Here is a 25439-nt window from a genome sequence, read left to right on the forward strand (position 1 = left end):
TTCTGGACAGATGGCGCGCTTCCCCTTCTCTGCGATCGTCGGTCAGGACGAGATGAAGCTCGCGCTCCTGATCGCAGCGGTCGATCCCTCCATCGGCGGAGTGATGGTGTTTGGCGACCGTGGGACAGGCAAGTCCACCGCCGCCCGCGCCCTCGCCAGCCTGCTGCCGCCGATCATGGTGATGGACGGCTGCCGCTATGGCTGCTCGCCCGATGCGCCGCATTCCTGCCCTGGCCCCTGCGAATCGAACAAGGCCAGCAAGCGGCCGGTGCCGTTCGTCGATCTGCCACTGGGCGCCACGGAAGACCGGGTGCTCGGCTCGCTCGATCTGGAACGCGCGCTGCGCACCGGGGAAAAGACGTTTGAACCGGGGCTGCTGGCGCGGGCGCACCGCGGCTTCCTCTACATCGACGAGATCAACCTGCTCGAAGACCATCTGGTCGACCTGCTGCTCGACGTGTCCGCCTCGGGCGAGAACGTGGTGGAGCGCGAGGGGCTGTCGGTGCGCCACAAGGCAAAGTTCGTGCTGATCGGCAGCGGCAACCCGGAAGAGGGTGAACTCCGCCCGCAGCTGCTCGACCGCTTCGGCCTTTCGGTCGAAGTGCGCACCCCGCGCGAGATCGAGAACCGCGTCGAAATCATGCGCCGCTGCGCCTCGCACGATGCCGACAGCGAGGCATTTGCCGCGCAGTGGGCCGAGGAGGACGAGAAAGTCCTGCAGCAGATCGCGCGCGGGCAGAAGAAGCTGGCGAAGATCGAGGTGCCGGACAGCGTGCTGATCGATGCCGCCGGGATCTGCAGCGCCGTGGGCGTTGACGGCTTGCGCGGCGAGCTCACCCTGATGCGCGCCGCGCGCGCCTATGCGGCGCTGAAGGGCGCAAAGGTGGTCAAGCGCGATCACCTGCTTCACGTTGCGCCGATGGCCCTGCGCCACCGCCTGCGCCGCGACGTGCTCGACGAAAGCGGATCGACCGCACGGATTGATCGCGCGATCGCCGAACACTTCGGATGACCGATGCGATGGCAGATGCGCTCTTGGCAGCGCGCCTGCTGACCGCAGACCGCAAGCTTGGCGGCATGGTGCTCCGCGGCGGCGGACCGGCGCGCGATCTCGTTTTGCAAGCGCTGCTCGGATTGCTTCCGACGGACACCTCCTTCCGCCGCCTGCCCGGTCATATCGATGAGGACCGGCTGACCGGTGGCACAGACATTGCCGCCAGCCTCGCCACGGGTTCGCTGGTTCTCCAACGCGGCTTGCTGGCTGAGGTGGCGGGCGGCGTGCTGGTCGTGCCCATGGCGGAACGCCTGCGCACGGACACTGCGGGCCGGATCGCGCAGGCGCTCGACAATGGCGGCGGCTTCCTGCTTGTCCTGCTCGACGATGGCGAAGGCCAGGACGAGCGCCCGCCGCTGGCCCTGATGGAACGGGTGGCTTTCGACCTGTCGCTGCGGGACGTGCGCGCTGCGGACCTTGCAATCGATCTGCCGCCTGCTTGCGAAGTGTCAGCCTCACCACCGCTCGATAGCGAGGCGCTGTCTGCCCTTGCCGCCACGGCAACGGCGCTCGGCGTTGCATCGATCCGTCCGCTGTTGCAGGCCGCAGCCACAGCCAGTGCCCACGCCGCACTTGGCGGGCGCGATACGGCAGGCCGCGCCGACCTCGAGGCTGCGACCCGCCTTGTGCTTGCTCCGCGCGCGACGCAGTTGCCGCCCGAACCCGAAGCGCCCCCGCCTCCCGAACCGGAGCGAGAGCCGGAAGAGGCAGAGCGCCCGGACAACGACGACGATGACGACAGCGCGCCGGACTTGCCCGAAGACCTGCTGATCGAAGCGGCCCGCGCCATGATCCCGCCTGATGTGCTCGAACTGATCGCCTCTGGTCGCGCGCAACGGTCGGCGCGTGGCGGAGGCGCTGGACGCCGCACCGGTTCGGCACTACGCGGCAAGCCCCTTGGTGCGCGCCCGGGCATGCCCGGCGGCGGTGTGCGCATGGCGCTCGTCGATACCCTTCGCGCGGCGATCCCGTGGCAGCCCTTGCGCAGGCGCGATCCGGCTCCCGCAGGTGCCGGCCCGATCCGCTTTCGCCGCGACGACCTCAGGGTCCGCCGCTTCGAGGAACGCGCCACGACGGTCACGATCTTTGCGGTCGATGCCTCAGGCTCGGCAGCTCTCGCCCGCCTGTCCGAGGCCAAGGGCGCGGTCGAGCTGATCCTTGCCCAGGCCTATGTGAAGCGTGCCGAAGTGGCGCTGGTCGCCTTCCGTGGGACCGAGGCAGACCTGCTGCTGCCGCCCACGCGTTCGCTGACCCGCGCCAAACGCGCCCTTGCCGAACTACCCGGCGGCGGCGGCACCCCACTGGCACGAGGCATTGCCCTGACCCGCCAGTTGGCCGATGCCGTGATGAGCCGAGGCCGCACACCGTTTCTCGTATTCCTAACCGACGGCAGCGCGAACATCGGCGCAGACGGCTCATCCGGCCGCGCCCAGGCCAATGCCGACGCGCTGACCGCCGCACGGAGAATTGCCAGCGCGGGTCTTGATGCCGTGGTGATCGACATTTCCCCGCGCCCTCGGCCCGAAGCTGCCCGCATCGCCGAAGCCATGCGGGCGCGCTACCTGCCGCTGCCCTTCGCCGATGCCAAGGCGCTCAAGGCGGCGGTGACGCTTGCTGCCGAGCCTCAGAAGAAACGCGCATGAGGGCCCCAAGCTGGGACGTCGAAGGCCACAACTGGCCCAACCGCGAGGCAAGCCGCTTCGTGGAGACGCCCGGGCTCAGATGGCATGTTCAGGTCACCGGCGAGGGGCCGACGATCCTGCTGCTCCACGGCACCGGCGCGGCAACGCACAGCTGGCGCGACGTGCTGCCACTGCTGGCGCAGGACTTCACAGTGATCGCCCCCGACCTGCCCGGCCACGGTTTTACCAGAGGCCGTCCGCGTCAGGGCCTGACCCTGCCCGGCATGGCAAGTGCCGTGCTAGATCTGCTCGATGCGCTGGACCATAAGCCATCGCTGATGGTCGGCCACTCCGCGGGCGCGGCCATAGCAATCGAGGCCGTCCATTTGCAGGGCGCAGCCACACCCCTGATCGGCTTCAACCCCGCGCTGATGCCCTTCCCCGGCCTTGCCGCCAAGCTGTTCCCGTCGCTGGCAAAGATGCTGTTCGTGAACCCGTTCGTGCCGCGCATGCTGGCCGGCATTGCCCGCATTCCCGGCGAGACCGGGCGCTTCCTGCGCCGCGCCACAGGCTCTGCCATCGATGCCATGGGAATTGCCGCCTACGAGGCGCTTATGGGCAATCATCACCACTGCGGCGGGGCGATGGAAATGATGGCAAGCTGGGACCTTGAAGCGCTCAGCCGGTTGCTGCCGCAGTTGAGAAACCGCGTGCTGCTGGTCCATTCCAGTGGCGACACCGCCGTGCCGCTTTCGTCTGCCGAACAGGCCGCAAGGCTGATCCCCGATTGCCGTGTGGAAGTGCTGCCGGGATTGGGGCACCTTGCGCATGAGGAGTGCCCCGCGAAGGCCGCTGAACTGATCCGCACGTTCGCCGCTGCAAGCGCGCAAAAGGAGGGAGAGCCAGCATGAATTCGATGAGCGAACACTTCGGCTGGGTGGAAATCGTCTTCACCGCCGTCATCGCGCTGGGCTTTGGCGTCTACCAGCTATGGTCAGTCAACCGCGAGATTGCCAAGGACAAGGAAGCTGCCAAGCGGAAAACTCCGCAAGACGAGCGTTGAGTGTCGCCCCAGGAACCTGATCTGCATCGAGGAACCAATGAATATAGGGCTTTTCTATTCGCCAGGGAGTTGCGCCCGAGTGACCGCAATCGCCCTTGAGGAAGCCGGTGCAGACTTCGAAGTTCACCTCGTCCGTATGGCGACCGGCGAACACAAGCAGCCTGATTATCTGTCGATCAATCCGAAGGGCAAGGTGCCCGCGCTGGTCATAGATGGACGCTCGCTCACGGAAAACGTCGCTATCCTGAGCTATCTCAACACTTGCTATCCCGAGGCAAGGCTGTTGCCCGAAGCCGGCGATGAATTTGAGCGAATGGCACAAGTTGCCGACTTGTGCTTCTGTTCGGCAACATTGCACCCCATCGTGACCCGTATCTGCATTCCACGCTTCTTTGCGCAAACTGACGATGCACGAAATCAGGTCAGGGAAGCGGCCATCACGATGATGCGCGATCAGTTCCAGATTGTCGAAAAGAGATTAGAGGGAAAACCCTTCTGGTACGGTCAGGACTGGTCCGTCATGGACGGCTATCTTTACTGGGTCTGGTGCCGTGTGCTTGGCGGCGGATTCCCGGTCGAAGCCTATCCCAGGTTTGCCGCCCATGCTCGCGCGGTCGAAGCGCGCCCATCAGTCGTTCGCGCGCTTGAGCGTGAACGACTGGCAATCGCTCAACTTCGCAGCGAAGGCATTGCGGTAATGCCTGCACCTCCTTTCAACTCCTAGGCCGTCACTCTACCCGCGGTATCCGATAGGGCAGCATGAATTGCACGATCGGCGAAGAAAAGCGATCGAGATCAAGGCTTTCCTGTACCGCCACGACCGGCTCTCCGAACAGGCGCGATGACAGGGTGGAGCGGGCATAGAACGGCGCATCCTCCCAGGTGCGGATGACGCTGGCATGGCCTCTGTCCGCCCGCGTCTTGCGCTCCATCTGCCATAGTGTGTTCGGCAAGGGCGCGACCGGCGGCAGCGCTTCCTCCTCATGCGGCACCCCGTCCGCACCGAAGCGCAGGGCGCTGGCAAAGCCTTGGCCATTGCGACGGATGCCCTCGTAGCAGACCACCGACCCGCTGCGCCCATGGGCGCGGGACCAGTGCCAGACGCGGAAGCCTTCCTCCAGCGACTCCGCGCCGAAGTTCGAATCGAGATAGGCACTGCCCTTCCACCCGAGACCGGGCTTTTCCATCTGGACCTCGATCCGCGCGCGCGGGGCAATGCAGTGCCAGCGGTGGCGCCCCTCCGGGTCAAGCGAGAAGGCGCGGTCGTTGGTCGCTTCGGGATAGACGCGAACCTTGCCGGCCACACGACGCTGCCACGGCACCCCAACCCGCTTGTCCATCTCCTCGATATCGATTTCGAGCGAGTCTCCGGTCCAGCGCACCGCGCTCGGCCCGATCTGCAGGTTGTCCGCATCGCGCGCGACGCTGCCGCGCCCACGCTCAGTCATGGTCCAGCGCGCGCCGGGGCCGTAGAGCGCCACGTTCAAGGCGCAGTGCTGCAGCGGATCGCCGCGGCCGCTTTTCTTGTAGTAGGGCGAAAATACACTGCCGATGAAGGCGATGATCGTCAGCCCATGGCGTCCGCACTCGCTGATCGCATCGACATACCACCAGCCATAACCACCGGGCGGGATCTGCGCATCGAAGCGAGGTCTTGCACCACAGCCTGCATCGCCAGTTGCCCGGACAAGGCGGCCATCGGCACCCCGGCCCCCGGATGGGTGCTTCCACCCGCGCAGTAGAGCCCAGGGATCCGGGTCCGCGTACCCTGCCGGAGGAAGGACGCCGCCCAACCGTGCGAGGCCCGACCATAGATCGCCCCCCCGGTCGAGGGCAAAAAGTTCTCGAAGGCGTTCGGTGTCAGCAGCGTGTGGGGAAAGTTGTCCTCCAGCTCCAGTCCGCAACGCTGAAGGCTGCGCCTCATGGCCTGTGTGCACCGGGCCTTCTCCTCTTCGGTGTAAGTATGGGTGTCGCCATTGGCGGGCGCATTGACGATGATCTGCAGACGTTCACGGTGGCCCGGCGGCACATCGGCCCCACCCTCGCGATCGAGCGCGCAGACATAGACGCTGGGATCGCATGGCGGAGCCCCACCGCGAATGTCGCTGAATTCGCGGGCATAGTCGGGTGAGAAGAACACGTTGTGGCGCTGCAGCGCAAAGCCCGAGGTGCGCGCATTTGCCAGCCAGACCATCGCCGAGAGCGACCGCTTGCGCACGCCATGCGATGGCACCGCCATGGCGCCCAGAGGCCCGAAGCGTCCTGCGGCGAGAGCCTCGGGATCGGCATTGGCGATAACCGCATCGGCGGCAATCCGCTCGCCATTGCTGAGGATCAGGCCCGATGTGCGTCCTTGTGCGGTCTCTATGAGGGCGGCGCCGGTGCTGAAACGGAATTTCGCGCCGTGCATCTGCGCAAGGCGCATCAGAGCTCCGGCCAGCGCGCTCATGCCGCCTTCGATCAGCCAGACGCCTTGCGCCTCGACGTGGGCAATCAGCATCAAGGTGGCCGGTGTCTCGAACGGCGAGGAACCGCAGTAAGTCGAATAGCGCGCGAAAAGCTGGCGCAGACGCTGGTCGGCAAAGTGTTCGCCCAACACCTTCCACAGCGATTCGTAGGGCCGGATCGCCAGAAGATCGCCCATGCGCCACAGGCCGATGCGCCACATCAGCGGAAGCGGCCAGCTGACCTTGCTGCCGCGCATCATCGGACGGTCAATGATGCCGTGAATGCGCGCGGCCTCCTTGCGAAAGGCGCGGAAGCCTGCGGCGGCCGAAGCGCCGGCAAAGTCACCGATGGCCTGCTCGCTCAGTTCCGGATCGGCATGGAGATCGAGATGCCGCTCCGGCCCCCACGCGTGGCGGGCGATCACGTCGGCGCGGCGGATGTCGATAAAGTCGGCCAGGTCGGCACCGCAGGCAGCAAAGATGCCCTCGAACACATCACGCAGGGTGAAGACGGTGGGCCCGGCATCGATGGAGGCACCATCAACGATAAGCTGACGCGCCTTTCCGCCGGGGTGCGCGGCTTTCTCCACGACGGTGACGTCGGCCCCGCGCGCAGCCAGCAGCGCGGCTGCCGTCAGGCCGCCGATGCCCGCGCCGATGATCGCCACCCGCGATGCCAAGGCATGCTCCTCTCTCGGAGGGAAACCCTCCAGCGAATACAATTGACCTTTACATCACAAATGTCCAATCTTTTGGACATATGCTGGACGTTGCCCCCTTGACGGATGCGCCGCCGGCGCAGAGCCCTCCCAAATGGCCCCCTCAGTGGCGACGCCGCTGGACCCATTGGCGCAACCGGGTTCTGGGCAGCCCGGTGTTTCAGGACTGGGCATCTCGCCTCCCCATTTTCGCAAGCGTCTCAAGGCGCCGCGCCGCCAGCGCATTCGATCTGGTGGCGGGCTTCACCTATTCGCAGGTCCTGCTAGCCGCGGTCCAGGTCGACCTGCTCGACCTGCTCGATGCTGGACCGTGCGGTGCCGACGATATCGCCCGGTCGGCCGCACTGAGCCGCGCCGCCGCGACTCGGCTGCTGCGCGCCGCCACTGCACTGGACCTTGCAGAAGAGGTTGCTCCGGGCTGGTGGATGCTCGGCCAGCAGGGCGCCGCGCTGCTTTCCAACCCCGGCGCGCTCGCCATGGTTCAACATCACCCGCTGCTTTACGCGGATCTCGCCGACCCGCTTGCCCTGCTGCGGCAGGACCGGCAGAAGCCGACCGCCCTGTCGAATTTCTGGCACTATCACCCTGAAACCGATGGTGAAACTGCCGGTCGGTACTCCTCACTCATGGCCGCTTCGCAACAGATGGTTGCGCAGCAGGCGATGGGTGCCTACGCCTTCGATCGCCACCGCCGCCTGCTCGATATCGGCGGCGGTCATGGCGCTTTCGTCAATGCGCTGGCCGCGGCATGCCCTTCGCTTGAGCTGGGCATATTCGATCTGCCTCCCGTTCTGGCTGGTGCGACGAATCTGCCGCCGCGAGTCTCCCGACATCCGGGTGACTTCTTTGCCGATACCCCGCCTACAGGCTACGACTGCATCACCCTGTCGCGAATTCTCCACGATCATGACGATGATCGCTGCCTTCAGATCTTGCGCGGAATCAGGGCAGCTCTTCCCGAGGACGGCCGCCTTGTCATTGCCGAACCGATGGCCGGCGCACGCGGGGCAAAAGCCATGGGTGACGCCTATTTTGGCTTGTATCTCTGGGCGATGAACTCCGGGCGCCCTCGCACACCAGCTGAATATGGCGCGATGCTTCGCAAGGCGGGCTTCCGGCACTGGCAGCAGAAGCGCACGGCAATGCCCGTGATCGCCTCGGTCATTGTTAGTTCATATTGACACTTATGACCGTCCAATCTGTTTGACACCCTTTGGCGTTAGCGTATGGTGAACACTGCCTGACAGTACCCATCCGGATACTGCGGCACGGCCCGGATCACCGGGAGAGGGGAAGACCGGCATGGAGTCGCTGGCGGTCATACTGGAAGCACCGAGGCGCATCGCGCTTCGCAGGCTTGCCTTGACGTCAGGACAAGGCTCCGACGCAGCTTCCGCCGCGCTCGCCCCTTCTGACGTTCTGGTCGAAGTGCAGTGGAGCGGCGTAAGTGCCGGAACCGAAAAGCTTCTCTGGTCGGGCGAGATGCCCAATTTCCCGGGCATGGGGTACCCGCTGGTGCCCGGATACGAATCCCTCGGCCGCATTGTCGACGCCGGCAGCGAAGTGCAGGCCCGCATCGGCGACTGGGTCTTTGTCCCCGGCGCGACCTGTTATCGCGATGCGCGCGGCCTCTTCGGCGGCACGGCGCGGCAGGTGATCGTGCCATTGGCGCGCGCCCTGCCGGTCTCCGAGTCGCTGGGCCGGGATGGCGTGCTCTTCGCTCTCGCCGCCACTGCGCTTCACGCCATGAACGGCGGCGACCCGCCCGATCTGATCATCGGCCATGGCACGCTGGGCCGCCTGCTTGCGCGGATGACCATCGCTGCTGGCGCCCCTGCCCCCACTGTCTGGGAGCACAAGCCCGCCCGCCGCACAGGCGCGCAAGGCTACAACGTCATCGCCCCCAAGGACGATGACCGCCACGATTACGCCAACATCTATGATGCCAGCGGCGATGCCGATTGCCTCGACCTGCTGGTTCCGCGCCTGCGCAAGAGGGGCGAGATCGTGCTGGCAGGTTTCTACGCCAACCGCCCCAGCTTCGCTTTCGCCCCCGCCTTCCGTGCCGAGGCACGCTTCCGTGTCGCCGCCGAATGGGGCCCGGACGATCTTACCTCTACCCGCGCCCTGATCGACAGCGGCGCACTCGATCTTGCCGGTCTGGTCTCTCACCAGCGCCCGGCTGAGGAAGCCCCGGATGCCTATCCGGAAGCCTTCCTCGATGCCGACTGCCTCAAGATGGTCCTCGACTGGAGCAACTGCGCATGACGATGCTGGATACACATGCCGCCGCTCTGCGCGATGAAGCGTCGATCGAGCCTGACGCACCGCACACCGGGGAAGTGAAGAAAGAGACGCAGATCATCGCGATCTATGGCAAGGGCGGCTCGGGCAAGAGCTTCGCCCTGTCCAACCTCAGCTACATGCTCGCCCAGCAGGGCAAGCGCGTGCTGCTGATCGGCTGCGATCCCAAGTCCGATACCACCAGCCTGCTATTTGCCGGCAAGGCCTGCCCGACGATCATCGAGACGTCCTCGGCCAAGAAACTGGCGGGAGAGGACGTGCGGATCGAGGACGTCTGCTTCCAGCGCGACGGCGTCTTCGCGATGGAACTGGGCGGACCGGAAGTTGGCCGCGGCTGCGGCGGGCGCGGGATTATCCACGGCTTCGAACTGCTCGAAAAGCTTGGCTTCCATGACTGGGGCTTCGATTACGTCCTGCTCGATTTCCTCGGCGACGTCGTCTGCGGGGGCTTCGGCCTGCCTATCGCGCGGGATATGTGCCAGAAAGTCATCGTCGTCGGCTCGAACGACCTGCAGTCGCTCTACGTGGCCAACAACGTCTGCAAGGCGGTGGAATACTTCCGCAAGATGGGCGGCAATGTCGGCGTGGCCGGCATGATCGTGAACAAGGACGACGGCACCGGCGAAGCGCAGGCCTTCGCCAAGGCGGTGGACATCCCGGTCCTCTGCGCCATTCCCGCCGACGAGGACATCCGGCGCAAATCGGCCAACTACCAGATCATCGGCAAGCCCGGCGGGCAATGGGGCAGTCTCTTCGCGGAGCTTGCATCCAATGTCGCGTCGGCGCCGCCGCGGCAGCCCACGCCCCTCGACCAGGATGGACTGCTCGGCCTCTTCTCCCCCGAAGACACCGGAGGCAACGTCGAGTTGGTCCCGGCGACACAGGCTGACATGCGCGGCGGATCATTCGAGAAGAAGCCCTCGCTTGAGGTGGTCTATGACGAGGTCTAGGCCATGACAGACCTCGTTGATGGGGCGCTTCACGCGCGTGAACCGGACCGGATCGAACTCGATCCGCCGGTCGAAGGCGGCGGCTGCCACGCAGGCGCGGACGTGCTGCGCGATGCGACGAATAAGGCGCAAGGCTCAGAACTGCTGGAGCGCTACGCCGCCGACTACCCGGTCGGCCCGCACGATCAACCGCAATCGATGTGCCCGGCGTTTGGCTCGCTGCGCGTTGGCCTGCGCATGCGCCGCACCGCAACCGTCCTCTCGGGCTCGGCCTGCTGCGTCTATGGCCTGACCTTCACCTCGCACTTCTACGGCGCGCGCCGCACCGTCGGCTACGTGCCATTCAGTTCCGAAACGCTCGTCACCGGCAAGCTGTTCGAGGACATCAAGGAAGCGGTTGAGGGCCTGGCCGACCCGGCCGATTACGACGCGATTGTTGTAACCAATTTGTGCGTGCCAACCGCCAGTGGTGTGCCACTTCGGTTGCTCAAAAAGCAGATCAATGGCGTGCGCATCATCGGCATCGACGTGCCCGGCTTCGGCATTCCCACTCATGCCGAGGCCAAGGACGTGCTGGCAGGCGCCATGCTCGCCTACGCGCGCGAGGAAGTGGCGCAGGGTCCGGTGGCGGCTCCTGCCACCCGCTCTGACCAGCCGACCGTCACCCTGCTCGGCGAAATGTTCCCGGCTGACCCCGTGGGCATCGGCATGATGCTCGAACCGCTCGGCCTTGCCGCCGGGCCGGTTGTCCCAACCCGCGAATGGCGCGAGCTTTACGCCGCGCTCGATTGTGCCGTGGTCGCCGCGATCCACCCGTTCTACACCGCCAGCGTCCGCGAGTTCGAACATGCCGGGCGCACCGTGGTCGGCTCGGCCCCGGTCGGCGCTGATGGCACCGCCGCATGGCTCGATGCCATCGGCGCGGCCTGCAACGTGGCGCCGGAAAAGGTCGAAGCCGCCAAGGCGCGTTTCGTCCCGATGATCAAGGCCGCACTTGCCGCCAACCCGATCAAGGGCCGCATCACCGTTTCGGGCTATGAAGGCTCCGAACTGCTCGTTGCCCGCCTGCTGATCGAAAGCGGCGCGGAGGTACCCTATGTCGGCAGTGCCTGCCCGCGTACAAGCTGGTCCGATCCTGACCGCGAATGGCTCGAAGCGCGCGGCGTGCGCGTCCAGTTCCGCGCCAGCCTTGAGCAGGACATCGCCGCGGTCGAGGAATTCCGCCCAGACCTCGCCATCGGCACGACGCCGGTGGTGCAGCACGCCAAGGCCAAGGCGATCCCGGCACTCTACTTCACCAACCTGATCTCGGCCCGTCCGCTGATGGGCGTGGCTGGCGCGGGCAGCCTTGCGCAAGTCATCAACGCGGCGATGGCCAACAAGGCGCGCTTTGACCGGATGAGCGCGTTCTTCGAAGGCGTCGGCACCGGCCCTGCAGCCGGGATCTGGGAAGACACCCCGCAGGACCGCCCCGCCTTCAAGAAGAAGTACGCCGCCCTCAACGAAGCCGCGCGCAAGGCGGCAGAGGCGGTTGGCACATGACGCTCGTCCTCGACCATGATCGGGCAGGCGGCTACTGGGGCGCGGTTTACGTTTTCACCGCAGTCAAAGGCCTGCAGGTGATCATCGACGGTCCGGTCGGTTGCGAGAACCTGCCGGTCACCTCGGTCCTGCACTACACCGACGGCTTGCCGCCGCACGAACTGCCCATCGTCGTGACCGGCCTGGGCGAGGAAGAGCTGGGCAAGACCGGCACCGAGGGCGCGATGAAGCGGGCGTGGAAAGTGCTCGATCCCGAGCTTCCCGCCGTGGTCGTCACCGGCTCCATCGCAGAGATGATCGGCGGCGGCGTCACGCCGCAGGGCACCAATATCAAGCGCTTCCTGCCGCGCACCATTGACGAGGACCAGTGGCAGTGTGCGGATCGCGCACTCAGCTGGCTCTGGTCGGAATTCGGGCCGAAGACCGTCCCAGTGCTCAAGCCGGTCAAGGATGGCGAGAAGCCCAAGGTGAACATCCTCGGCCCGTCATACGGCATGTTCAACATGGCAAGCGACGTCCACGAGATTCGCCGCCTGATCGAAGGCATCGGCGCCGAGGTCAACATGGTCTTCCCCCTTGGAAGCCATCTGGCCGATGTCCGCAAGCTGGCCGATGCGCAGGCGAACGTGTGCATGTACCGCGAATTCGGCCGCGCCCTGTGCGAGCAGATGGAGCGGCCATACTTTCAGGCCCCTATCGGGCTCGACAGCACGACGCGGTTCCTGCGCGCGCTGGCTGCGGAACTCGGGCTAGATCCCGAACCGTTCATCGAGCGCGAGAAGCACACCACGATCAAGCCGCTATGGGACCTGTGGCGCTCGGTCACGCAGGACTTCTTCGCCACGGCCAGCTTCGGCATCGTTGCGAACGAGACCTATACGCGCGGCATCCGCAAGTTTCTTGAAGACGACATGGGCCTGCCCTGCACGTTCGCCTTCTCGCGCAGCGCAGGAGTGAAGCCGAAGAACGAGGACGTACGCGCCGCGATCCACGGCAATTCGCCCCTAGTGCTGTTCGGCAGCTACAACGAACGCATGTACAGCGCCGAAGAGGGCGGCCGGTCGATCTACATTCCGGCCAGCTTCCCCGGCGCGGCGATCCGTCGCCACATCGGCACACCGTTCATGGGCTATTCTGGCGCGACCTACCTCGTCCAGGAAGTGTGCAACGCGCTGTTCGATGCGCTGTTCAACATCATCCCGCTGGCAACCCAGCTCGATGCTGTCGAGGCAACCCCGGCACGCGATACCCGCGAACTGGCGTGGGATGAAGACGCCAAGGCGCGGCTCGACCAGATCGTCGAGGCACAGCCCGTGCTGGTGCGCATCTCCGCGGCCAAGCGCCTGCGCGATGCAGCCGAACGGGTGACGCGTCGCCACAACGAAACCCGCGTCAGCGCCGACAGGCTCGCCGATGCCATGCTCGAGGCGCAGGTGACATGACCTGCGCACCTATCCTTCCGCGCTCATCCCAGGCGCAACAGCTTGCACGGTCGCCCCTCTCCGGTCGCCCGTGTTCCCCCATCCTCGCGGGTCAGTTCCGCGTGGATATCGAAAGAGGTCTTCCGCCTCTCGCACATCAACAACGACTGGAGATTGGGCAATGAGTGATCATGACGATCGCTTCGGGCTGAGGACCTACCTCACGCCTGAGGAAGCAAAGGAATTCCACAAACTGTTCATGAGCAGCTTCGTCGGCTTCACCGCCGTCGCAGTGGTCGCACACGTCCTCGTCTGGATGTGGAAGCCCTGGCTCTGACGCATCCGTCTGTCGACGGCGATTGCCTGAGGCAGAACCTTCAACACTTGCACAAGGACTAAGACCATGTGGAGGATTTGGCTTATTTTCGATCCGCGCAGGGCTCTGGTTGCCCTGTTCGCATTCCTGTTCGTGCTCGCACTGGTGATTCACTTCATCCTGCTCAGCACCGATACGTTCAACTGGCTCGATGGTCCGAACTCGGCCCAGGGCATGGCGAACGCAGCAGCAGCGGCGCCCGCAGCGCCCTGACGCCAACTGTGCGAGAGGCGGCGGCGCTCTAGTCGCCGCCTCCTGTGGCAGCCAATCAGAACACAGCTAAGCCCGTCGCGCCGCGGCGGGGAGGGGTAGAACCATGGCACTCCTTAGTTTCGAACGAAAATACCGCGTTCGCGGTGGCACGTTGATCGGCGGCGACCTGTTCGATTTCTGGGTGGGTCCGTTCTACGTCGGCTTCTTTGGCGTGGTGACCGCGATTTTCGCATCGCTGGGCACTGCGCTCATCTTCTACGCGGCATCGCAAGGGCCGACGTGGAATCCCTGGCTCATCTCGATCGAGCCGCCAGATCTCAAGTACGGGCTGGGCCTTGCCCCGCTGGCACAAGGCGGGTTCTGGCAGGTCATTACCGTCTGCGCGCTGATTTCGTTCAGCAGCTGGGCGCTGCGCGAGGTCGAGATCTGCCGCAAGCTGGGCATGGGATACCATGTCCCGGTCGCCTTCAGCATGGCGATCTTCGCCTACTTCACGCTGGTGGTGATCCGCCCCGTCCTTCTGGGCGGATGGCACTTCGGCTTCCCTTACGGCATTTTCAGCCACCTCGATTGGGTTTCCAACACGGGGTACCAGTACCTGCACTTCCACTACAATCCGGCCCACATGCTGGCAGTCTCGTTCTTCTTCACGACGACGCTTGCGCTCGCCCTTCACGGCGCACTGGTGCTCTCTGCGGTCAACCCGCCGGAAGGTGCCGAGGTGAAGTCGCCCGAGTACGAAGACACCTTCTTCCGCGATCTCATCGGCTACTCGGTCGGCACGCTGGGCATTCACCGCGTCGGCCTGCTCCTTGCCCTCAACGCGGGCTTCTGGAGCGCGGTATGCATCGTGATCAGCGGGCCGCTGTGGACCAAGGGCTGGCCCGAATGGTGGACCTGGTGGCTCAACCTGCCGATCTGGTCGTGAAGGAGCACTGAGCGATGGCGACCTATCAGAACATTTTCACCCAGGTCCAGCTGCGGGGCGAGCCCGAAGCCGGGATCGCCCTTCCCCCCGGCAGCGAGCCGCGGATCGGCAAGGGATCGTTCAACCACCTCATGGGCCTGATCGGCCATGCGCAGATCGGTCCGGTCTACTTGGGCTGGACCGGCGTGTTCGCGCTGATCTTCGGCTTCTTCGCGATCGAGATCATCGGGCTCAACATGCTCGCCTCGGTAAACTGGAACCCGATCCAGTTCGTGCGCATGCTGCCCTGGCTGTCGCTTGAACCGCCGGGACCGGAATATGGCTTCACCCCCTTCGTGCCGCTGGCCAAGGGTGGCTGGTGGATCATGGCCGGGTTCTTCCTGACCACGTCGATCATCCTGTGGTGGGTCCGCACATATACCCGCGCCCGCGCGCTTGGCATGGGGACGCACGTGGCCTGGGCCTTCGCCTCGGCGATCTGGCTCTACCTCGTGCTCGGCTTCATCCGCCCGTTCTTCATGGGCTCGTGGGCGGAATCTGTGCCGTTCGGCATCTTCCCGCACCTTGATTGGACGGCGGCCTTCTCGATCCGCTACGGCAACCTGTTCTACAACCCGTTCCACGCCTTCTCGATCGCCTTCCTCTATGGTTCGACCCTGCTCTTCGCGATGCACGGCGCCACCATTCTTGCAGTCGGTCGCTACGGCGGTGAGCGCGAGATCGAGCAGATCACCGATCGGGGCACGGCCTCGGAACGCGCCGCGCTGTTCTGGCGCTGGACCATGGGCTTCAACGCCACGATGGAATCAATCCACCGTTGGGCCTGGTGGTTCGCCGTGCTGACGACGCTCACGGGCGGCATCGGCATCCTGCTGACCGGCACCGTGGTCGACAACTGGTACCTCTGGGCGCAGCAGCATGGCTATGCTCCGATGTATCCCGATACCGGGGTCATCGATCCCGCAACGCTGGGGAGTGCGGGCCAATGAGAAGGACAATCGCAATCGCCGCATTGGCGAGTGCTGCGCTGACCCTTTCGGGTTGCGAGCTAGGGCCAAAGCAGTCGGTCCAGAACGGACATCGCGGCACGGGGATGGACCAGGTCACCTTGAAGAAGGTGGCCATGGCCAAGGACGACGTGCCCGCCCCGCCATATGATCCGCCCTCGAACGACGGACCTCGCGCCGGCGCGGCCTACCAGAACGTGCAGGTTCTGGGCGACGTGTCGGAAGAGCAGTTCACCTACACGATGGCTGCGATCACCGCGTGGGTTTCCCCTGAGCAGGGCTGCAACTACTGCCACAACCCCGAGAACATGGCCTCGGACGAGAAGTACACCAAGGTCGCCGCGCGCAAGATGTTGCAGATGACCCGCAACATAAACTCCAATTGGAACAAGCACGTGGCGAACACGGGCGTGACCTGCTGGACCTGTCACCGCGGCAATGCGATCCCGGCCAACTACTGGGCCCTGCCGGATGCCGGAAAGAACGGGATCATCGGCAACCGCCACGGACAGAACAATCCGGTTGCCGCGTCGGCTTATTCTTCGTTGCCGGAAGCGTCTCTGGCGCTTTACCTGACCGGCGATCCCAAGACCGACAGGTCGATCCGGGTCGTTTCCGATACCCTGCATCCGACCAAGGCCAATGAGCTTTCCATCAAGGAAACCGAGCCGCAGTATGCACTTATGAACCACCTGTCGACGTCGCTGGGCGTGAACTGCACGTTCTGCCACAACGCACAGGCGTTCAAGCCGTGGAACATCAGCACGCCCAAGCGCGCCACGGCGTGGTACGGCCTGCGCATGGTACGCGACATAAATGGCCAATATATCAGCAGCTTGAAGGACGTCTTCCCGGCGCACCGCAAGGGCCCGATGGGCGATCCGTTCAAGGTGAGCTGCGCCACCTGCCACCAGGGCAAGAACAAGCCGATGGGCGGGTACAAGATGGCCAAGGACTACCCGGCGCTGTGGGGTGCCCCGATGGCGACACCGGCGGCAGCTCCTGTAGCACCGGCGGCTCCCGCAGCTCCGATTGCCGCTGCGGTTTCGACCGCAACACACTGATCCCCCGCAGGAATGTGGGACCTGAAGGGTCCGCTGGAGCTTCTCCGGCGGACCCTTTTTGTGTTTCCAACTCTCCGGGGCAGAAGGGCAACTCCCCCGCAACTCACCCCCAACTCTGCCAGACGAACGCGCGACTGTCAGAGGCTGCGGCGACGGCGCACAACGTCGGCGATGTGCACCGGGAAGGAGAGCGCGATCGGGGCTGAAATCCACGGCCAATCCGCGCCGACCAAGGCAGCGCGAAGTCCAACGACGATCAGTGCGGCAGGCAGCAACATGGTGAGCAGATCTGCGACTTTCCATCCCCGCAAGCGCAGCCAGAGTGCTTCGAGCAGGAGTGCGGCGAGGACGATGTCGGCGGCGTGACCCGAGGCGAAGAGCGCTTCCATGGTGCCGGGCAACGCCCTTCCTTTAACCGAACGGCGCGTTGAGGCGGACGATTTCCCAGTTGAGCGCGCCAGCCACGGTGACCCAGGCGATATAGGGCAGCAGCAGGACTGCCGAGAGCCGGGATATGCGGCCGCAGTAGACGATCAGCGTGGCGATCGAGAGCCACAGCAGGCACAGCTCCCAGAATGCCCAGTCGGGCCGTTGCATCCGGAAAAAGATGAGGCTCCACAAGATGTTGAGGAAGCCGTTCAGCGCGAACAGGCCGATCACCGTGTCAGACGTTCGCGAGGTGCGCGAGGCGCGCCATGCCACGACCCCGGCGATGGCGCACAGGGCGAAGATCGTGGTCCAGGCAATCGGGAAGACCGGGCGCGGCGGCGTGAAAGCGGGCTTGATCAGGGAATCGTACCAAGGCCCGAGATCGGTGATCGTGCCGCCGACCATCGCCGTGGCAAAGGCTGCGAGCGTGGCGATGCCGATCGGAATGCCGGCGGGCATGAGCGAGGCGCGCTTCATCCGGCAGCGGGCCTCAGGCCCAGCAAGTGCGCGCAATCCTTGAGGAAAATGCGCAGGTGCGCCATCGGCTTTGCGCGCACCAGCTTCTTGTTCATGTAAGCCTGCCAGGTCAGCTGCTGGACATCCTTGTCCGCACACATCTCGACGAAGCGTTCGCGGCGCTTGTCGCTGGAATACCAGAAATACTGCATGATCCCGAGGATCCAGAACACGCGGCCATGTTCGCGCAGGAAAGCCTTGCGCGCACGCTTCAGCACAGCAGGATTGCCACTGGCGAGGAAAGCGTCGCCGGTTTGCGCGGCGATCCGGCCGCAGACCATGGCATAGTAGATGCCCTCGCCCGAGGCAGGCGCGACGACTCCGGCAGCGTCCCCAGCGACCAGCACATCGCGGCAATTGTCCCAGCGCTTCAAGGGCTTGAGCGGGATCGGTGCGCCTTCGCGGCGGATCGTCTCGCACCCTTCGAGGCCGAGTTCATCGCGCATCTGCTTGACCGAACCGCGCAGGGAAAAACCCTTGTTGGCGCTGCCGACGCCGATGCTCGACGTTTCGCCATGGGGGAAGACCCATGCGTAGAAATCTGGCGAGAGCTTGCCCTGATAGAGCACGTCGCAACGTGAGGCATCGAAGCCTTGTTCAGTGCTTTGTGGCGAACGGACGACTTCGTGGTAGGCGAAGACGCAAGGGTTCCGTTCGGCACCTGGGATGTTTTCGCGCGCCACGCCCGAACGCGCGCCGTCAGCGCCGATGACGAGGCGGGTGCGGACTTTCCGCACTTCGTCGCCGCGCGCTTCGTGGTAGCAGACGACCGCGCCGGGATTGCCATCCCGCTCGATCCTTTCGTACGTGCCGACGCGGCGCTCGGCCCCGGCCTTGGCGGCACGTTCGCGCAGCCATTCGTCGAAATGGTCACGATCAACCATGCCGACGTAGCCGATCTCGCCCACGGGCATGTCCACCGCACGGTTCGAGGGTGCGACCATCCGCGCCGAGCGGGCGCGCGCCACGAGCAGCGATTGCGGGACGTCGAATTCCTCGAGCAGGCGCGGTGGGACCGCGCCGCCGCAGGGTTTGATCCGCCCGGCCCGGTCAAGCAGCAGGACCTTGCGGCCGATGCGTGCCAGATCCCACGCGGCCGTGGCTCCTGATGGTCCACCGCCGATGACGACGACATCGTATTCAACCCTGTCGGTCATGCCCCTGCCGTCCCCAGTTGGGCGGGGATGGCCCGCCGATATGTCACACGCATCGCGAGGATTGCCGAGATGAGGAACAGGCTCGCCTCGAAAGCGAAGATGAGTTGGAAGGCTTGCGACACCTGCCCCGTGGCACCGCGCACGAAATCGACGCCGAGAGCGCCGGTGAGGCCGCCAAGGCCGAAGGCGATGGCCTGCGCCGTGCCCCAGACGCCCATGCGCACGCCTTCGCGGGTGCGCTTGCCGGCACCAGCCAAGCCCATCATCGAGCCGATGGCGGAGACTGCGAAAGCGCCGTTGAAGAAACCGAGCGCCGCAATGTTTGCCGCCAGGGGCCAGCCCGGACCAGCCTGAGCCGCCATCGCCAGCCCAGCCAGCGCGACGGCCGAGCCGATGCAGCCGAGCATGGTCCAGACGCGCAGTTCGATCGGCATGCGCCCGGCAAAGGCACTGCCGCCCAGCCCGGTCACGATCATGCCAACGAGCACGCCGCCGTGCTGGAGTCCGGAAAGGCTGGTCGACTGGCCCGGCGACATCTGGAACACGAGCCCGGCAAAGGGTTCGAGGATGAGGTCCTGCATCGAATAGGCGAGCATCGAGACGAAGATGAACAGGGTAAAGCGACGCGACTGCGGATCGCCGAGGATTTCGGAGATGGCTTCACGCAAGGTTGCCGGGGGCTGACGGTTCTCCGTCGGCACGGCGCCAGTGGTCTTCGCTTCAAGCCCGAGCATGGCGAGGCAGGTGAGCGAGATTGCCGCAGCCACCACACCGCCCGCGACCACGAACAGGCGCTGTTCGGAATAGGGATCGAGCAGCGCACCGGCAGTACCAGCGGAAATGACGATGCCGAAGACCATCATGATCCATGTCGTGGCAGCAGCAGCCGCACGGCGCTCCGGCGCGACGCCGGACGCAAGTATCGCGAGCATCGAGGTTCCCGCGGCGCCAACGCCCGCGCCGATCAGCGAGAAGGCGATGACGGCGAGCGCGATGCCTGGTGTCCGGGCATCGTCGAGCATGGTCGTGGCCTGAACAGCGAGCATTGCCCCTGCCCCAAGAATGGCCATGCCGCCGATGACCCAGGGGGTGCGCTTGCGCCCGAGGTCCGAGCCGTGGCCCCACAGCGGCCGTGAAAGCTGGACCATGTAGTGCCAGGCCACCAGCCCGGCGGGGATGCCGGCAGCAAGGCCGTATTCCAGCACCATCAGGCGATTGAGCAGGGAAGTTGCGATCATCACCATCGCGCCGATCGAGGCCTGTACGGCCCCGAGCCGGACAATCGAAAACCAGCCGAAACTGCGGTTCATCAGACATACCCCCCAAGGCCGAGTGCCGAGGCGAGCATGCCGAGCACGTAGAGTGACACGCCGGTGGCGTTGTACCACGGCGCATTGCGCGCCGGGGCCGACACCAGTTTCGGCATGAGCGCGAGTTGCGCAGCGAGCAGGACCGCAACCACCCCTGCGGAGATTCGGTGTCCCCACATGACCATCAGCGCGACGACGATCACTTGCGGCACGGCCATGACGGCGCTGGCGAGCAAGGCAGCCGGTCGTTCACCGAGCACGACCGGAAGCGAACGCAGGCCGGTCGCCCGGTCACCCTCCACGGCCTTGAAATCGTTGAGTGTCATGATGCCGTGGGCACCGATGCTGTAAAGCGTTAGGACCACGAGGACATGGACCGGTGGCAAGGCCCCGGCCATTACGGCAGCGCCGGTGAACCAGCTCAGGCCTTCGTAAGTGAGACCCACGACGGCGGGGCCGATCCAGCCGCTGGTCTTGAGGCGGAAGGGCGGCGCGCTGTAGGCCCAGGCGCAGGCGAGGCCGAACACAGTCGCGATCAGCACCCACTGGCCGGTGAAGGCAGCAACCGCCAGCGACAGGGCAGTCCAGCCGATGGCGATGTAGAGGCCCCAGCGCCCGCCGATGCGACCCGAGGGAATGGGCCGGTCAGGCTCGTTGATCGCATCGACGTGGCGATCGAACCAGTCGTTCACGGCCTGACTGGTGCCGCAGACCAGCGGGCCAGCCAAGAGGATGCCGGCGATGAGGAAGGTCCAGCGGCTTAAAGGGGAGACGCCCGAGGACACCACGCCGCACATCAGTGCCCACATCGGCGGGAACCACGTGATCGGCTTGAGGAGTTCCAAGACGTCGCGAGCCGCCGGAGGCGGCGTCATCCCAGTGGAGACTGCAGATTGCGCCATGGGCAAAGACTATGCCCATGGACCCAAAGCGTCAAATCAAATTGACACTTTATTCGTCAAGTGAATCAACCAGATTGCCAAGGCCGTAGCGATGCAGCTTCGAATAGAGGCTCTGGCGGCTGAGGCCGAGGATTTCGGCGGCAGAAGCGCGGTTGTTCGAGGTGTATTCGAGCGCTGCCTCGATGCAGAGACGCTCGATCAGGTCGGTGGATTCGCGCACGATATCGCGCAGCGACATGCGACCGACCAGATCGGTGAGCTGTTCGACCGAACGCGGGGCGTCTGCCGTGACGGGAAGGTCGCGCAGGCGGCGACCGATCGGGCGAATCACGAAACCGTAGTGCGGCTGGTCATCGCCGGTCTTCACAGCGGAAAGTTCGACCGGCTCGCCATCGAAACCGTCCCGCGCGCCGACCACCGTGCTGACATTGCGGGCAATGTCGTGCTTGGCGAGCTGGCCGTCGATCAGATCGAGATCGATGCCCGGACGCCCGACGAAATCCGCCAGCGGACGCCCGCGCAGCTGATCGACGGTGGCGGCAGAGACGAGTTCGACAAAGGCCGGATTGGCGGCCTGAATGACCATGCGGGCATCGGTCAGCACGAAGGCATCCGGCATGGCCTCGATCACGCGCATCATCTCGCCCGAGGCGTGCTCGGCGACGCTGGAAGCACCGGACAGGCGGATGAGCAGAAACTGCCCGCCTTTTTCGCGAAAACCGCTGGCTGAAAGCATGACGGCATCGTCGCTGTTGTTGGGCTGCACCTCGATCGGGAGGACGCCCGGCGAAACGAGGGTCGACCCGAGGAAAGCGATCAGGTGTTCGCGCGCGGGGCGGGAGAACAGCGTGGTCAGCTTGGCGCCCTGCAGCGTGCCGTTACGGGCCTGGAACAGCTGGTGCGCGGCGCGGTTGGCCTCGCGGATACGGAAAGCTTCGGCATCGACGATCAGCACCGGATCGAGCGACTGGTCGAACAGCATGCGGTAGCGCGCTTCGAGCTGGCGCAGGCGCAGATAGTCCCGCTCGAGCGATTGCTGCGCCTGGAGGACTCGCTGCTGCAGGGCAGCGGCATCCCGCATGTCCCGGCCGATGGCGATGGCGTTGGTGCTTTCACCGAGGCGGACCACCACGAAACGCAGCGGCACTTCGCCTTCGGTCGTGGTCTGGTTCACCTGGCGCCAGTGCTGGGTCACGCCCTTGCGCGCATTGGCCAGCATTTCCATGACCTTGGGCCGGCTTTCCACCGATACCGTATCGAGCCAATCGCGGCCGATCCACTGCTGGGCATCGGGAAATTCACGCGGGTTTGCCGTCACGTCGACGATCTGGCCACCTTCATCGAGCACCAAAGCAAGATCGCCCGCCACCATCGCCAGGGTCGCGGCAGCATCCGGTCCGAGCGCCTCGAAATGGGTGCGGGGACTGGCGAAGGGCAGCTTCCCTTCGACGGAGTTATTGCGGGAAGGCATCAGTCGAGCCGGCTATCCGAGGGGATGTTCGGGGCGGACCGATCCGGCGTGTTTCCTGGCAACCAGCTTTTCGGCAAGAACGAGAGCCGATCGTGCATCGGGAGCGGTGCCATCGGCGCCCACTTCATCGACGATACCCGGATTGGCATTGACCATTCGTCCACCAATGAAGACCTGAACCCCGGGCGTCCGAGAGACGCTGCGAATGGAACAAATTAGGTCACTGAGATTCGCGTTAGTGCAATCGCAACTGACGGTCAAGCCTATGACATCGAAGTGTCTTTCGGCGATAATTTGCAGCAATTCCTTACGCTTGGGTTCAATCAGCGCCTCGGTTTGCCAGCCGGCCCGGGCAAAGACTTCCTCGATCATCAGCGTGCCCAGCGCATGCCTGTCACCGGGCATCGGAGAAAACAACGCACTGCGGGCGCGGTCGCCATCGGAGTCGTCGGCAGGAAAGCGCAACGCGACCTGCCGCATGACTTCCTGCAAGCGCCACAAGCCCATTGTGACATCGAGAAAATCGCACTCGTCCTCTTCCCAATGCTGGCCGAGGCGGCGCGCGGAAGGGGCAAGCAGATCGACGAAGATCGATTCAATTGCGATGCCGCGCGCGATGAAGCCTTCGACGACTTCGAGCAATTCCTCGGCATCGAGATCGAGCGGCAGCGAGGCGAAGCTGGCGGCGTCGGACGGATCGACCGAGAGCGTGCCGGTCACCCGGCCTTTGGGCACACCGGACGAATGGGCGAGCAAAAGACGAGGAATGATCTGCTCCTCGATCAGGCTGTTAACCGATGCCGGCCCTCTGGCGGGAGAGGAATTGTGTCCATCCGTGTGGGTCGGACCTGATCGCAAGCCTGGGGCACGTCTGCGACGTGTCCGCCTTACTGCATCGGCGTTGGCCTCGGACCCATAAACAGTCGCCATGGCAGACCCCTCCGGCCTGTGGGGTGCAAATCGCACCCGCCGGACTGTCGGATCGATAGTTCGACTCTGACCGGAGCCAACACTCTACGCCTGTAAACTGTTGCTGACAAACCCTGATCTGTCATTTTTATTTGTCGTCAAGATAGATTGACACTTCTGCAAGACGAGGCGTAGTCTCCAGTTCTCGAAGGCCTGGTGCCTCAGCCCGCGAAAGGGGCCGAATGAGAGGGGACGCGATCAGATTTAAAGCCGCAGGCCAAGCACTTGGCACGCAGGCTACGCGCCCGCCGCTTTACACTGCGGAGGAACGCGAGAAGCGCGACTCCACGCGGTGGACGCTGGTGCAGGGCCTGCTCGCCCCCTTCCAGTTCCTGGTGTTTCTGGTCAGTTTGGCGCTAGTTCTACGTAGTCTTGCGTGGGGCGAAGGCGCCGTCGCGGCCGACATCTCGGTCGTGATCAAGACGCTCACGCTTTATGCGATCATGGTGACCGGCTCGATCTGGGAAAAGGTCGTCTTCGGGAAGTGGCTGTTTGCCCGCGCTTTCTTCTGGGAAGACGTGTTCTCGATGCTCGTGATCGCGCTGCACACCACCTATTTGGTGATGCTGCTGGGCAATTTCGGCAGCTTCGAGCAGCGCATTCAGATCGCACTGGCGGGCTATGCCGCCTATGTCATCAACGCTGGACAGTTCCTGCTGAAACTGCGCGCAGCGCGGCTTGAGGTGGCGGCATGAGCCCCGGCGAAAGCGTTCTTGGATGCGCTCCGGCAGCACAGCCACAGATCCTGCGCGAACGCGGCCAGCGCGAAGTGTTCTGCGGACTGACCGGCATCATCTGGATGCATCGCAAGATGCAGGACGCATTCTTCCTCGTCGTCGGATCACGAACTTGCGCGCACCTGCTGCAGAGCGCGGCAGGCGTGATGATCTTTGCCGAGCCGCGCTTTGCCACCGCGATCATCGAAGAGCGTGACCTGGCCGGGATGGCCGATTGCCAGGACGAGCTTGACCGCATCGTCGACAAGCTGCTGGCGCGGCGGCCGGAAATCCGCACGCTGTTCCTGGTGGGATCGTGCCCGTCGGAAGTGATCAAGCTGGACCTCGGCAAGGCAGCGCAGCGGCTTGATGGCAAGTTTGCCGGATCGGTGCGTGTCCTGAACTATTCGGGCAGCGGGATCGAGACGACCTTTACCGAAGGCGAAGACGCCTGCCTGACCGCGCTGGTGCCGGAGATGCCTGCTGCGGACGCGGTCGAGGCAGCCAACCTGCTCGTGGTCGGTGCCCTGCCCGACATCGTCGAGGACCAGTTCAAGCGGCTGTTCGACGAGCTGGGCATTGGCCCTGTGCATTTCCTGCCCGCCAAGCGCATGGCCGACCTGCCCAAGGTGGGTCCGAACACCGTCTTCCTGCTGGCCCAGCCGTTCCTGACCGAGACGATTGGTGCGCTGCAGCGGCGCGGAGCAAAGCGGCTCGACGCGCTGTTCCCGTTCGGCGCCGAAGGCACGACCGACTGGCTGCGCGCAGCGGCAGAGGCCTTCGGGATCGACAGGATGCACTTCAACCGCGTCGTGGCTCCGGGACGCGAACGGGCCAAGCGAGCGATTGCCCATCGGCGCGAACGGCTTGAGGGCAAGCGCATCACGTTCCTGCCGGATTCGCAGCTAGAACTGCCGCTGGCGCGCTTCCTGCACACAGAGCTCGGCATGATGCCGGTGGAAGTGGGCACGCCCTACCTCAACCGCGAGCTCAATGCCCGCGAACTGGTGCTGCTGCCGGCCTCCACTCGGCTGAGCGAAGGGCAGGACGTTGACCTGCAGCTTGACCGCGTACGGCTCGACCGCCCTGACCTGACGGTCTGCGGGCTTGGCCTGGCCAATCCTCTGGAGGCCGAAGGACTTTCGACCAAGTGGGCGATCGAACTGGTGTTCTCGCCCATCCACGGCTTCGAGCAGGCGGGTGACCTCGCCGAGCTCTTCGCGCGGCCCCTGCGCCGTCGCGACATCTTGAGGGTATAG

At 64.9% G+C, this 25439-nt stretch carries 26 protein-coding genes; 17 read left to right on the plus strand and 9 right to left on the minus strand.

Annotation, left to right across the window (positions count from 1 at the left end; genetic code table 11):
* Positions 1-10: 10 nt before the first annotated feature.
* From bchI to HGI46_RS00360, 5 genes are read left to right on the plus strand one after another with little or no spacing between them, the layout of a single operon-like run.
* Positions 11-1012 (plus strand): magnesium chelatase ATPase subunit I, encoded by a 1002-nt coding sequence (bchI, locus tag HGI46_RS00340; protein ID WP_168902663.1) that lies wholly within the window; start codon positions 11-13, stop codon positions 1010-1012.
* Positions 1009-2697, plus strand: a complete 1689-nt coding sequence (locus HGI46_RS00345) for a magnesium chelatase subunit D (RefSeq protein WP_168902664.1) — start codon at positions 1009-1011, stop codon at positions 2695-2697. Before bchI ends, HGI46_RS00345 begins: the two co-directional genes overlap by 4 nt.
* A complete protein-coding gene (gene bchO, locus HGI46_RS00350; RefSeq protein WP_168902665.1) occupies positions 2694-3587 on the plus strand; it encodes an alpha/beta fold hydrolase BchO in 894 nt (297 codons plus the stop codon). The genes HGI46_RS00345 and bchO overlap by 4 nt, the downstream gene beginning before the upstream one ends.
* Positions 3584-3739 carry a hypothetical protein gene (locus HGI46_RS00355; RefSeq protein WP_168902630.1) on the plus strand — a complete coding sequence of 52 codons (156 nt, stop codon included), beginning with the start codon at positions 3584-3586 and terminating at the stop codon, positions 3737-3739. The genes bchO and HGI46_RS00355 overlap by 4 nt, the downstream gene beginning before the upstream one ends.
* A gap of 37 nt (positions 3740-3776) precedes the next feature.
* Entirely contained in the window at positions 3777-4463 is a 687-nt protein-coding gene (locus tag HGI46_RS00360) for a glutathione S-transferase family protein (RefSeq protein WP_168902666.1), read from the plus strand.
* Positions 4464-4467: 4 nt separating this feature from the next.
* Here HGI46_RS00360 and HGI46_RS00365 read toward each other — a convergent pair whose 3' ends face one another.
* Both HGI46_RS00365 and crtD read right to left on the minus strand, forming a co-directional pair.
* Complete coding sequence (locus HGI46_RS00365) at positions 4468-5220, minus strand: hydroxyneurosporene dehydrogenase (protein ID WP_346766663.1); 753 nt, start codon at positions 5218-5220, stop codon at positions 4468-4470.
* Positions 5221-5306: 86 nt separating this feature from the next.
* Positions 5307-6866: a 1-hydroxycarotenoid 3,4-desaturase CrtD gene (gene crtD / locus HGI46_RS00370; RefSeq protein ID WP_168902667.1), complete on the minus strand. Its 1560-nt coding sequence runs from the start codon at positions 6864-6866 to the stop codon at positions 5307-5309.
* Positions 6867-6946: 80 nt separating this feature from the next.
* Between crtD and HGI46_RS00375 the strand changes: the two genes are divergently transcribed.
* The 10 genes from HGI46_RS00375 (at position 6947) to pufC (ending at position 16710) form a co-directional block, all read left to right on the plus strand.
* The gene (locus HGI46_RS00375) at positions 6947-8086 is read left to right on the plus strand and encodes a methyltransferase (RefSeq protein ID WP_168902668.1); all 1140 of its coding nucleotides are present in this window, start codon (positions 6947-6949) and stop codon (positions 8084-8086) included.
* Between the two features lie 121 nt (positions 8087-8207).
* The gene (gene bchC, locus HGI46_RS00380; protein ID WP_168902669.1) at positions 8208-9173 is read left to right on the plus strand and encodes a chlorophyll synthesis pathway protein BchC; all 966 of its coding nucleotides are present in this window, start codon (positions 8208-8210) and stop codon (positions 9171-9173) included.
* Positions 9170-10159 carry a chlorophyllide a reductase iron protein subunit X gene (locus HGI46_RS00385; protein ID WP_168902670.1) on the plus strand — a complete coding sequence of 330 codons (990 nt, stop codon included), beginning with the start codon at positions 9170-9172 and terminating at the stop codon, positions 10157-10159. Before bchC ends, HGI46_RS00385 begins: the two co-directional genes overlap by 4 nt.
* 3 nt (positions 10160-10162) lie before the next feature.
* The gene (gene bchY / locus HGI46_RS00390; protein WP_168902671.1) at positions 10163-11701 is read left to right on the plus strand and encodes a chlorophyllide a reductase subunit Y; all 1539 of its coding nucleotides are present in this window, start codon (positions 10163-10165) and stop codon (positions 11699-11701) included.
* Positions 11698-13143, plus strand: coding sequence for a chlorophyllide a reductase subunit Z (gene bchZ, locus HGI46_RS00395; protein ID WP_168902672.1), 1446 nt, complete (start codon positions 11698-11700; stop codon positions 13141-13143). The genes bchY and bchZ overlap by 4 nt, the downstream gene beginning before the upstream one ends.
* A gap of 160 nt (positions 13144-13303) precedes the next feature.
* Positions 13304-13459: a light-harvesting antenna LH1, beta subunit gene (gene pufB / locus HGI46_RS00400; protein ID WP_082013438.1), complete on the plus strand. Its 156-nt coding sequence runs from the start codon at positions 13304-13306 to the stop codon at positions 13457-13459.
* A gap of 66 nt (positions 13460-13525) precedes the next feature.
* Positions 13526-13711 (plus strand): light-harvesting antenna LH1, alpha subunit, encoded by a 186-nt coding sequence (pufA, locus tag HGI46_RS00405; RefSeq protein WP_039336613.1) that lies wholly within the window; start codon positions 13526-13528, stop codon positions 13709-13711.
* Between the two features lie 103 nt (positions 13712-13814).
* Positions 13815-14639, plus strand: coding sequence for a photosynthetic reaction center subunit L (gene pufL, locus HGI46_RS00410; RefSeq protein ID WP_039336611.1), 825 nt, complete (start codon positions 13815-13817; stop codon positions 14637-14639).
* A 14-nt stretch (positions 14640-14653) separates the two neighbouring features.
* Positions 14654-15628 carry a photosynthetic reaction center subunit M gene (pufM, locus tag HGI46_RS00415; protein WP_168902673.1) on the plus strand — a complete coding sequence of 325 codons (975 nt, stop codon included), beginning with the start codon at positions 14654-14656 and terminating at the stop codon, positions 15626-15628.
* A complete protein-coding gene (pufC, locus tag HGI46_RS00420) occupies positions 15625-16710 on the plus strand; it encodes a photosynthetic reaction center cytochrome PufC (protein WP_168902674.1) in 1086 nt (361 codons plus the stop codon). The genes pufM and pufC overlap by 4 nt, the downstream gene beginning before the upstream one ends.
* A gap of 137 nt (positions 16711-16847) precedes the next feature.
* Here the strand turns inward: pufC and HGI46_RS00425 are convergent, their stop codons facing one another.
* Genes HGI46_RS00425 through HGI46_RS00455 form a run of 7 tightly spaced genes read right to left on the minus strand, consistent with a single transcriptional unit; the run spans position 16848 to position 23230 of the window.
* Positions 16848-17111 carry a hypothetical protein gene (locus tag HGI46_RS00425; protein ID WP_240946513.1) on the minus strand — a complete coding sequence of 88 codons (264 nt, stop codon included), beginning with the start codon at positions 17109-17111 and terminating at the stop codon, positions 16848-16850.
* 10 nt (positions 17112-17121) lie between these two features.
* Positions 17122-17616 (minus strand): TspO/MBR family protein, encoded by a 495-nt coding sequence (locus HGI46_RS00430; RefSeq protein ID WP_118072109.1) that lies wholly within the window; start codon positions 17614-17616, stop codon positions 17122-17124.
* The gene (locus HGI46_RS00435) at positions 17613-18812 is read right to left on the minus strand and encodes a geranylgeranyl diphosphate reductase (RefSeq protein WP_168902675.1); all 1200 of its coding nucleotides are present in this window, start codon (positions 18810-18812) and stop codon (positions 17613-17615) included. Before HGI46_RS00435 ends, HGI46_RS00430 begins: the two co-directional genes overlap by 4 nt.
* Positions 18809-20122, minus strand: coding sequence for a BCD family MFS transporter (locus HGI46_RS00440; RefSeq protein WP_168902676.1), 1314 nt, complete (start codon positions 20120-20122; stop codon positions 18809-18811). Before HGI46_RS00440 ends, HGI46_RS00435 begins: the two co-directional genes overlap by 4 nt.
* A complete protein-coding gene (gene chlG / locus HGI46_RS00445; RefSeq protein ID WP_168902677.1) occupies positions 20122-21024 on the minus strand; it encodes a chlorophyll synthase ChlG in 903 nt (300 codons plus the stop codon). Before chlG ends, HGI46_RS00440 begins: the two co-directional genes overlap by 1 nt.
* A 49-nt stretch (positions 21025-21073) precedes the next feature.
* Positions 21074-22495 (minus strand): transcriptional regulator PpsR, encoded by a 1422-nt coding sequence (gene ppsR, locus HGI46_RS00450; protein ID WP_168902678.1) that lies wholly within the window; start codon positions 22493-22495, stop codon positions 21074-21076.
* Between the two features lie 12 nt (positions 22496-22507).
* Positions 22508-23230, minus strand: a complete 723-nt coding sequence (locus HGI46_RS00455; RefSeq protein ID WP_346766664.1) for a cobalamin-dependent protein — start codon at positions 23228-23230, stop codon at positions 22508-22510.
* Between the two features lie 416 nt (positions 23231-23646).
* Here HGI46_RS00455 and bchF point away from each other — a divergent pair, with 416 nt between their 5' ends.
* Together bchF and HGI46_RS00465 are read left to right on the plus strand one after the other, a co-directional pair.
* Complete coding sequence (gene bchF / locus HGI46_RS00460) at positions 23647-24159, plus strand: 2-vinyl bacteriochlorophyllide hydratase (RefSeq protein ID WP_168902679.1); 513 nt, start codon at positions 23647-23649, stop codon at positions 24157-24159.
* Positions 24156-25439 (plus strand): ferredoxin:protochlorophyllide reductase (ATP-dependent) subunit N, encoded by a 1284-nt coding sequence (locus tag HGI46_RS00465; RefSeq protein WP_168902680.1) that lies wholly within the window; start codon positions 24156-24158, stop codon positions 25437-25439. Before bchF ends, HGI46_RS00465 begins: the two co-directional genes overlap by 4 nt.

The organism is Novosphingobium sp. ERW19 (assembly GCF_012641315.1).
Classification (GTDB): Bacteria; Pseudomonadota; Alphaproteobacteria; order Sphingomonadales; family Sphingomonadaceae; genus Novosphingobium.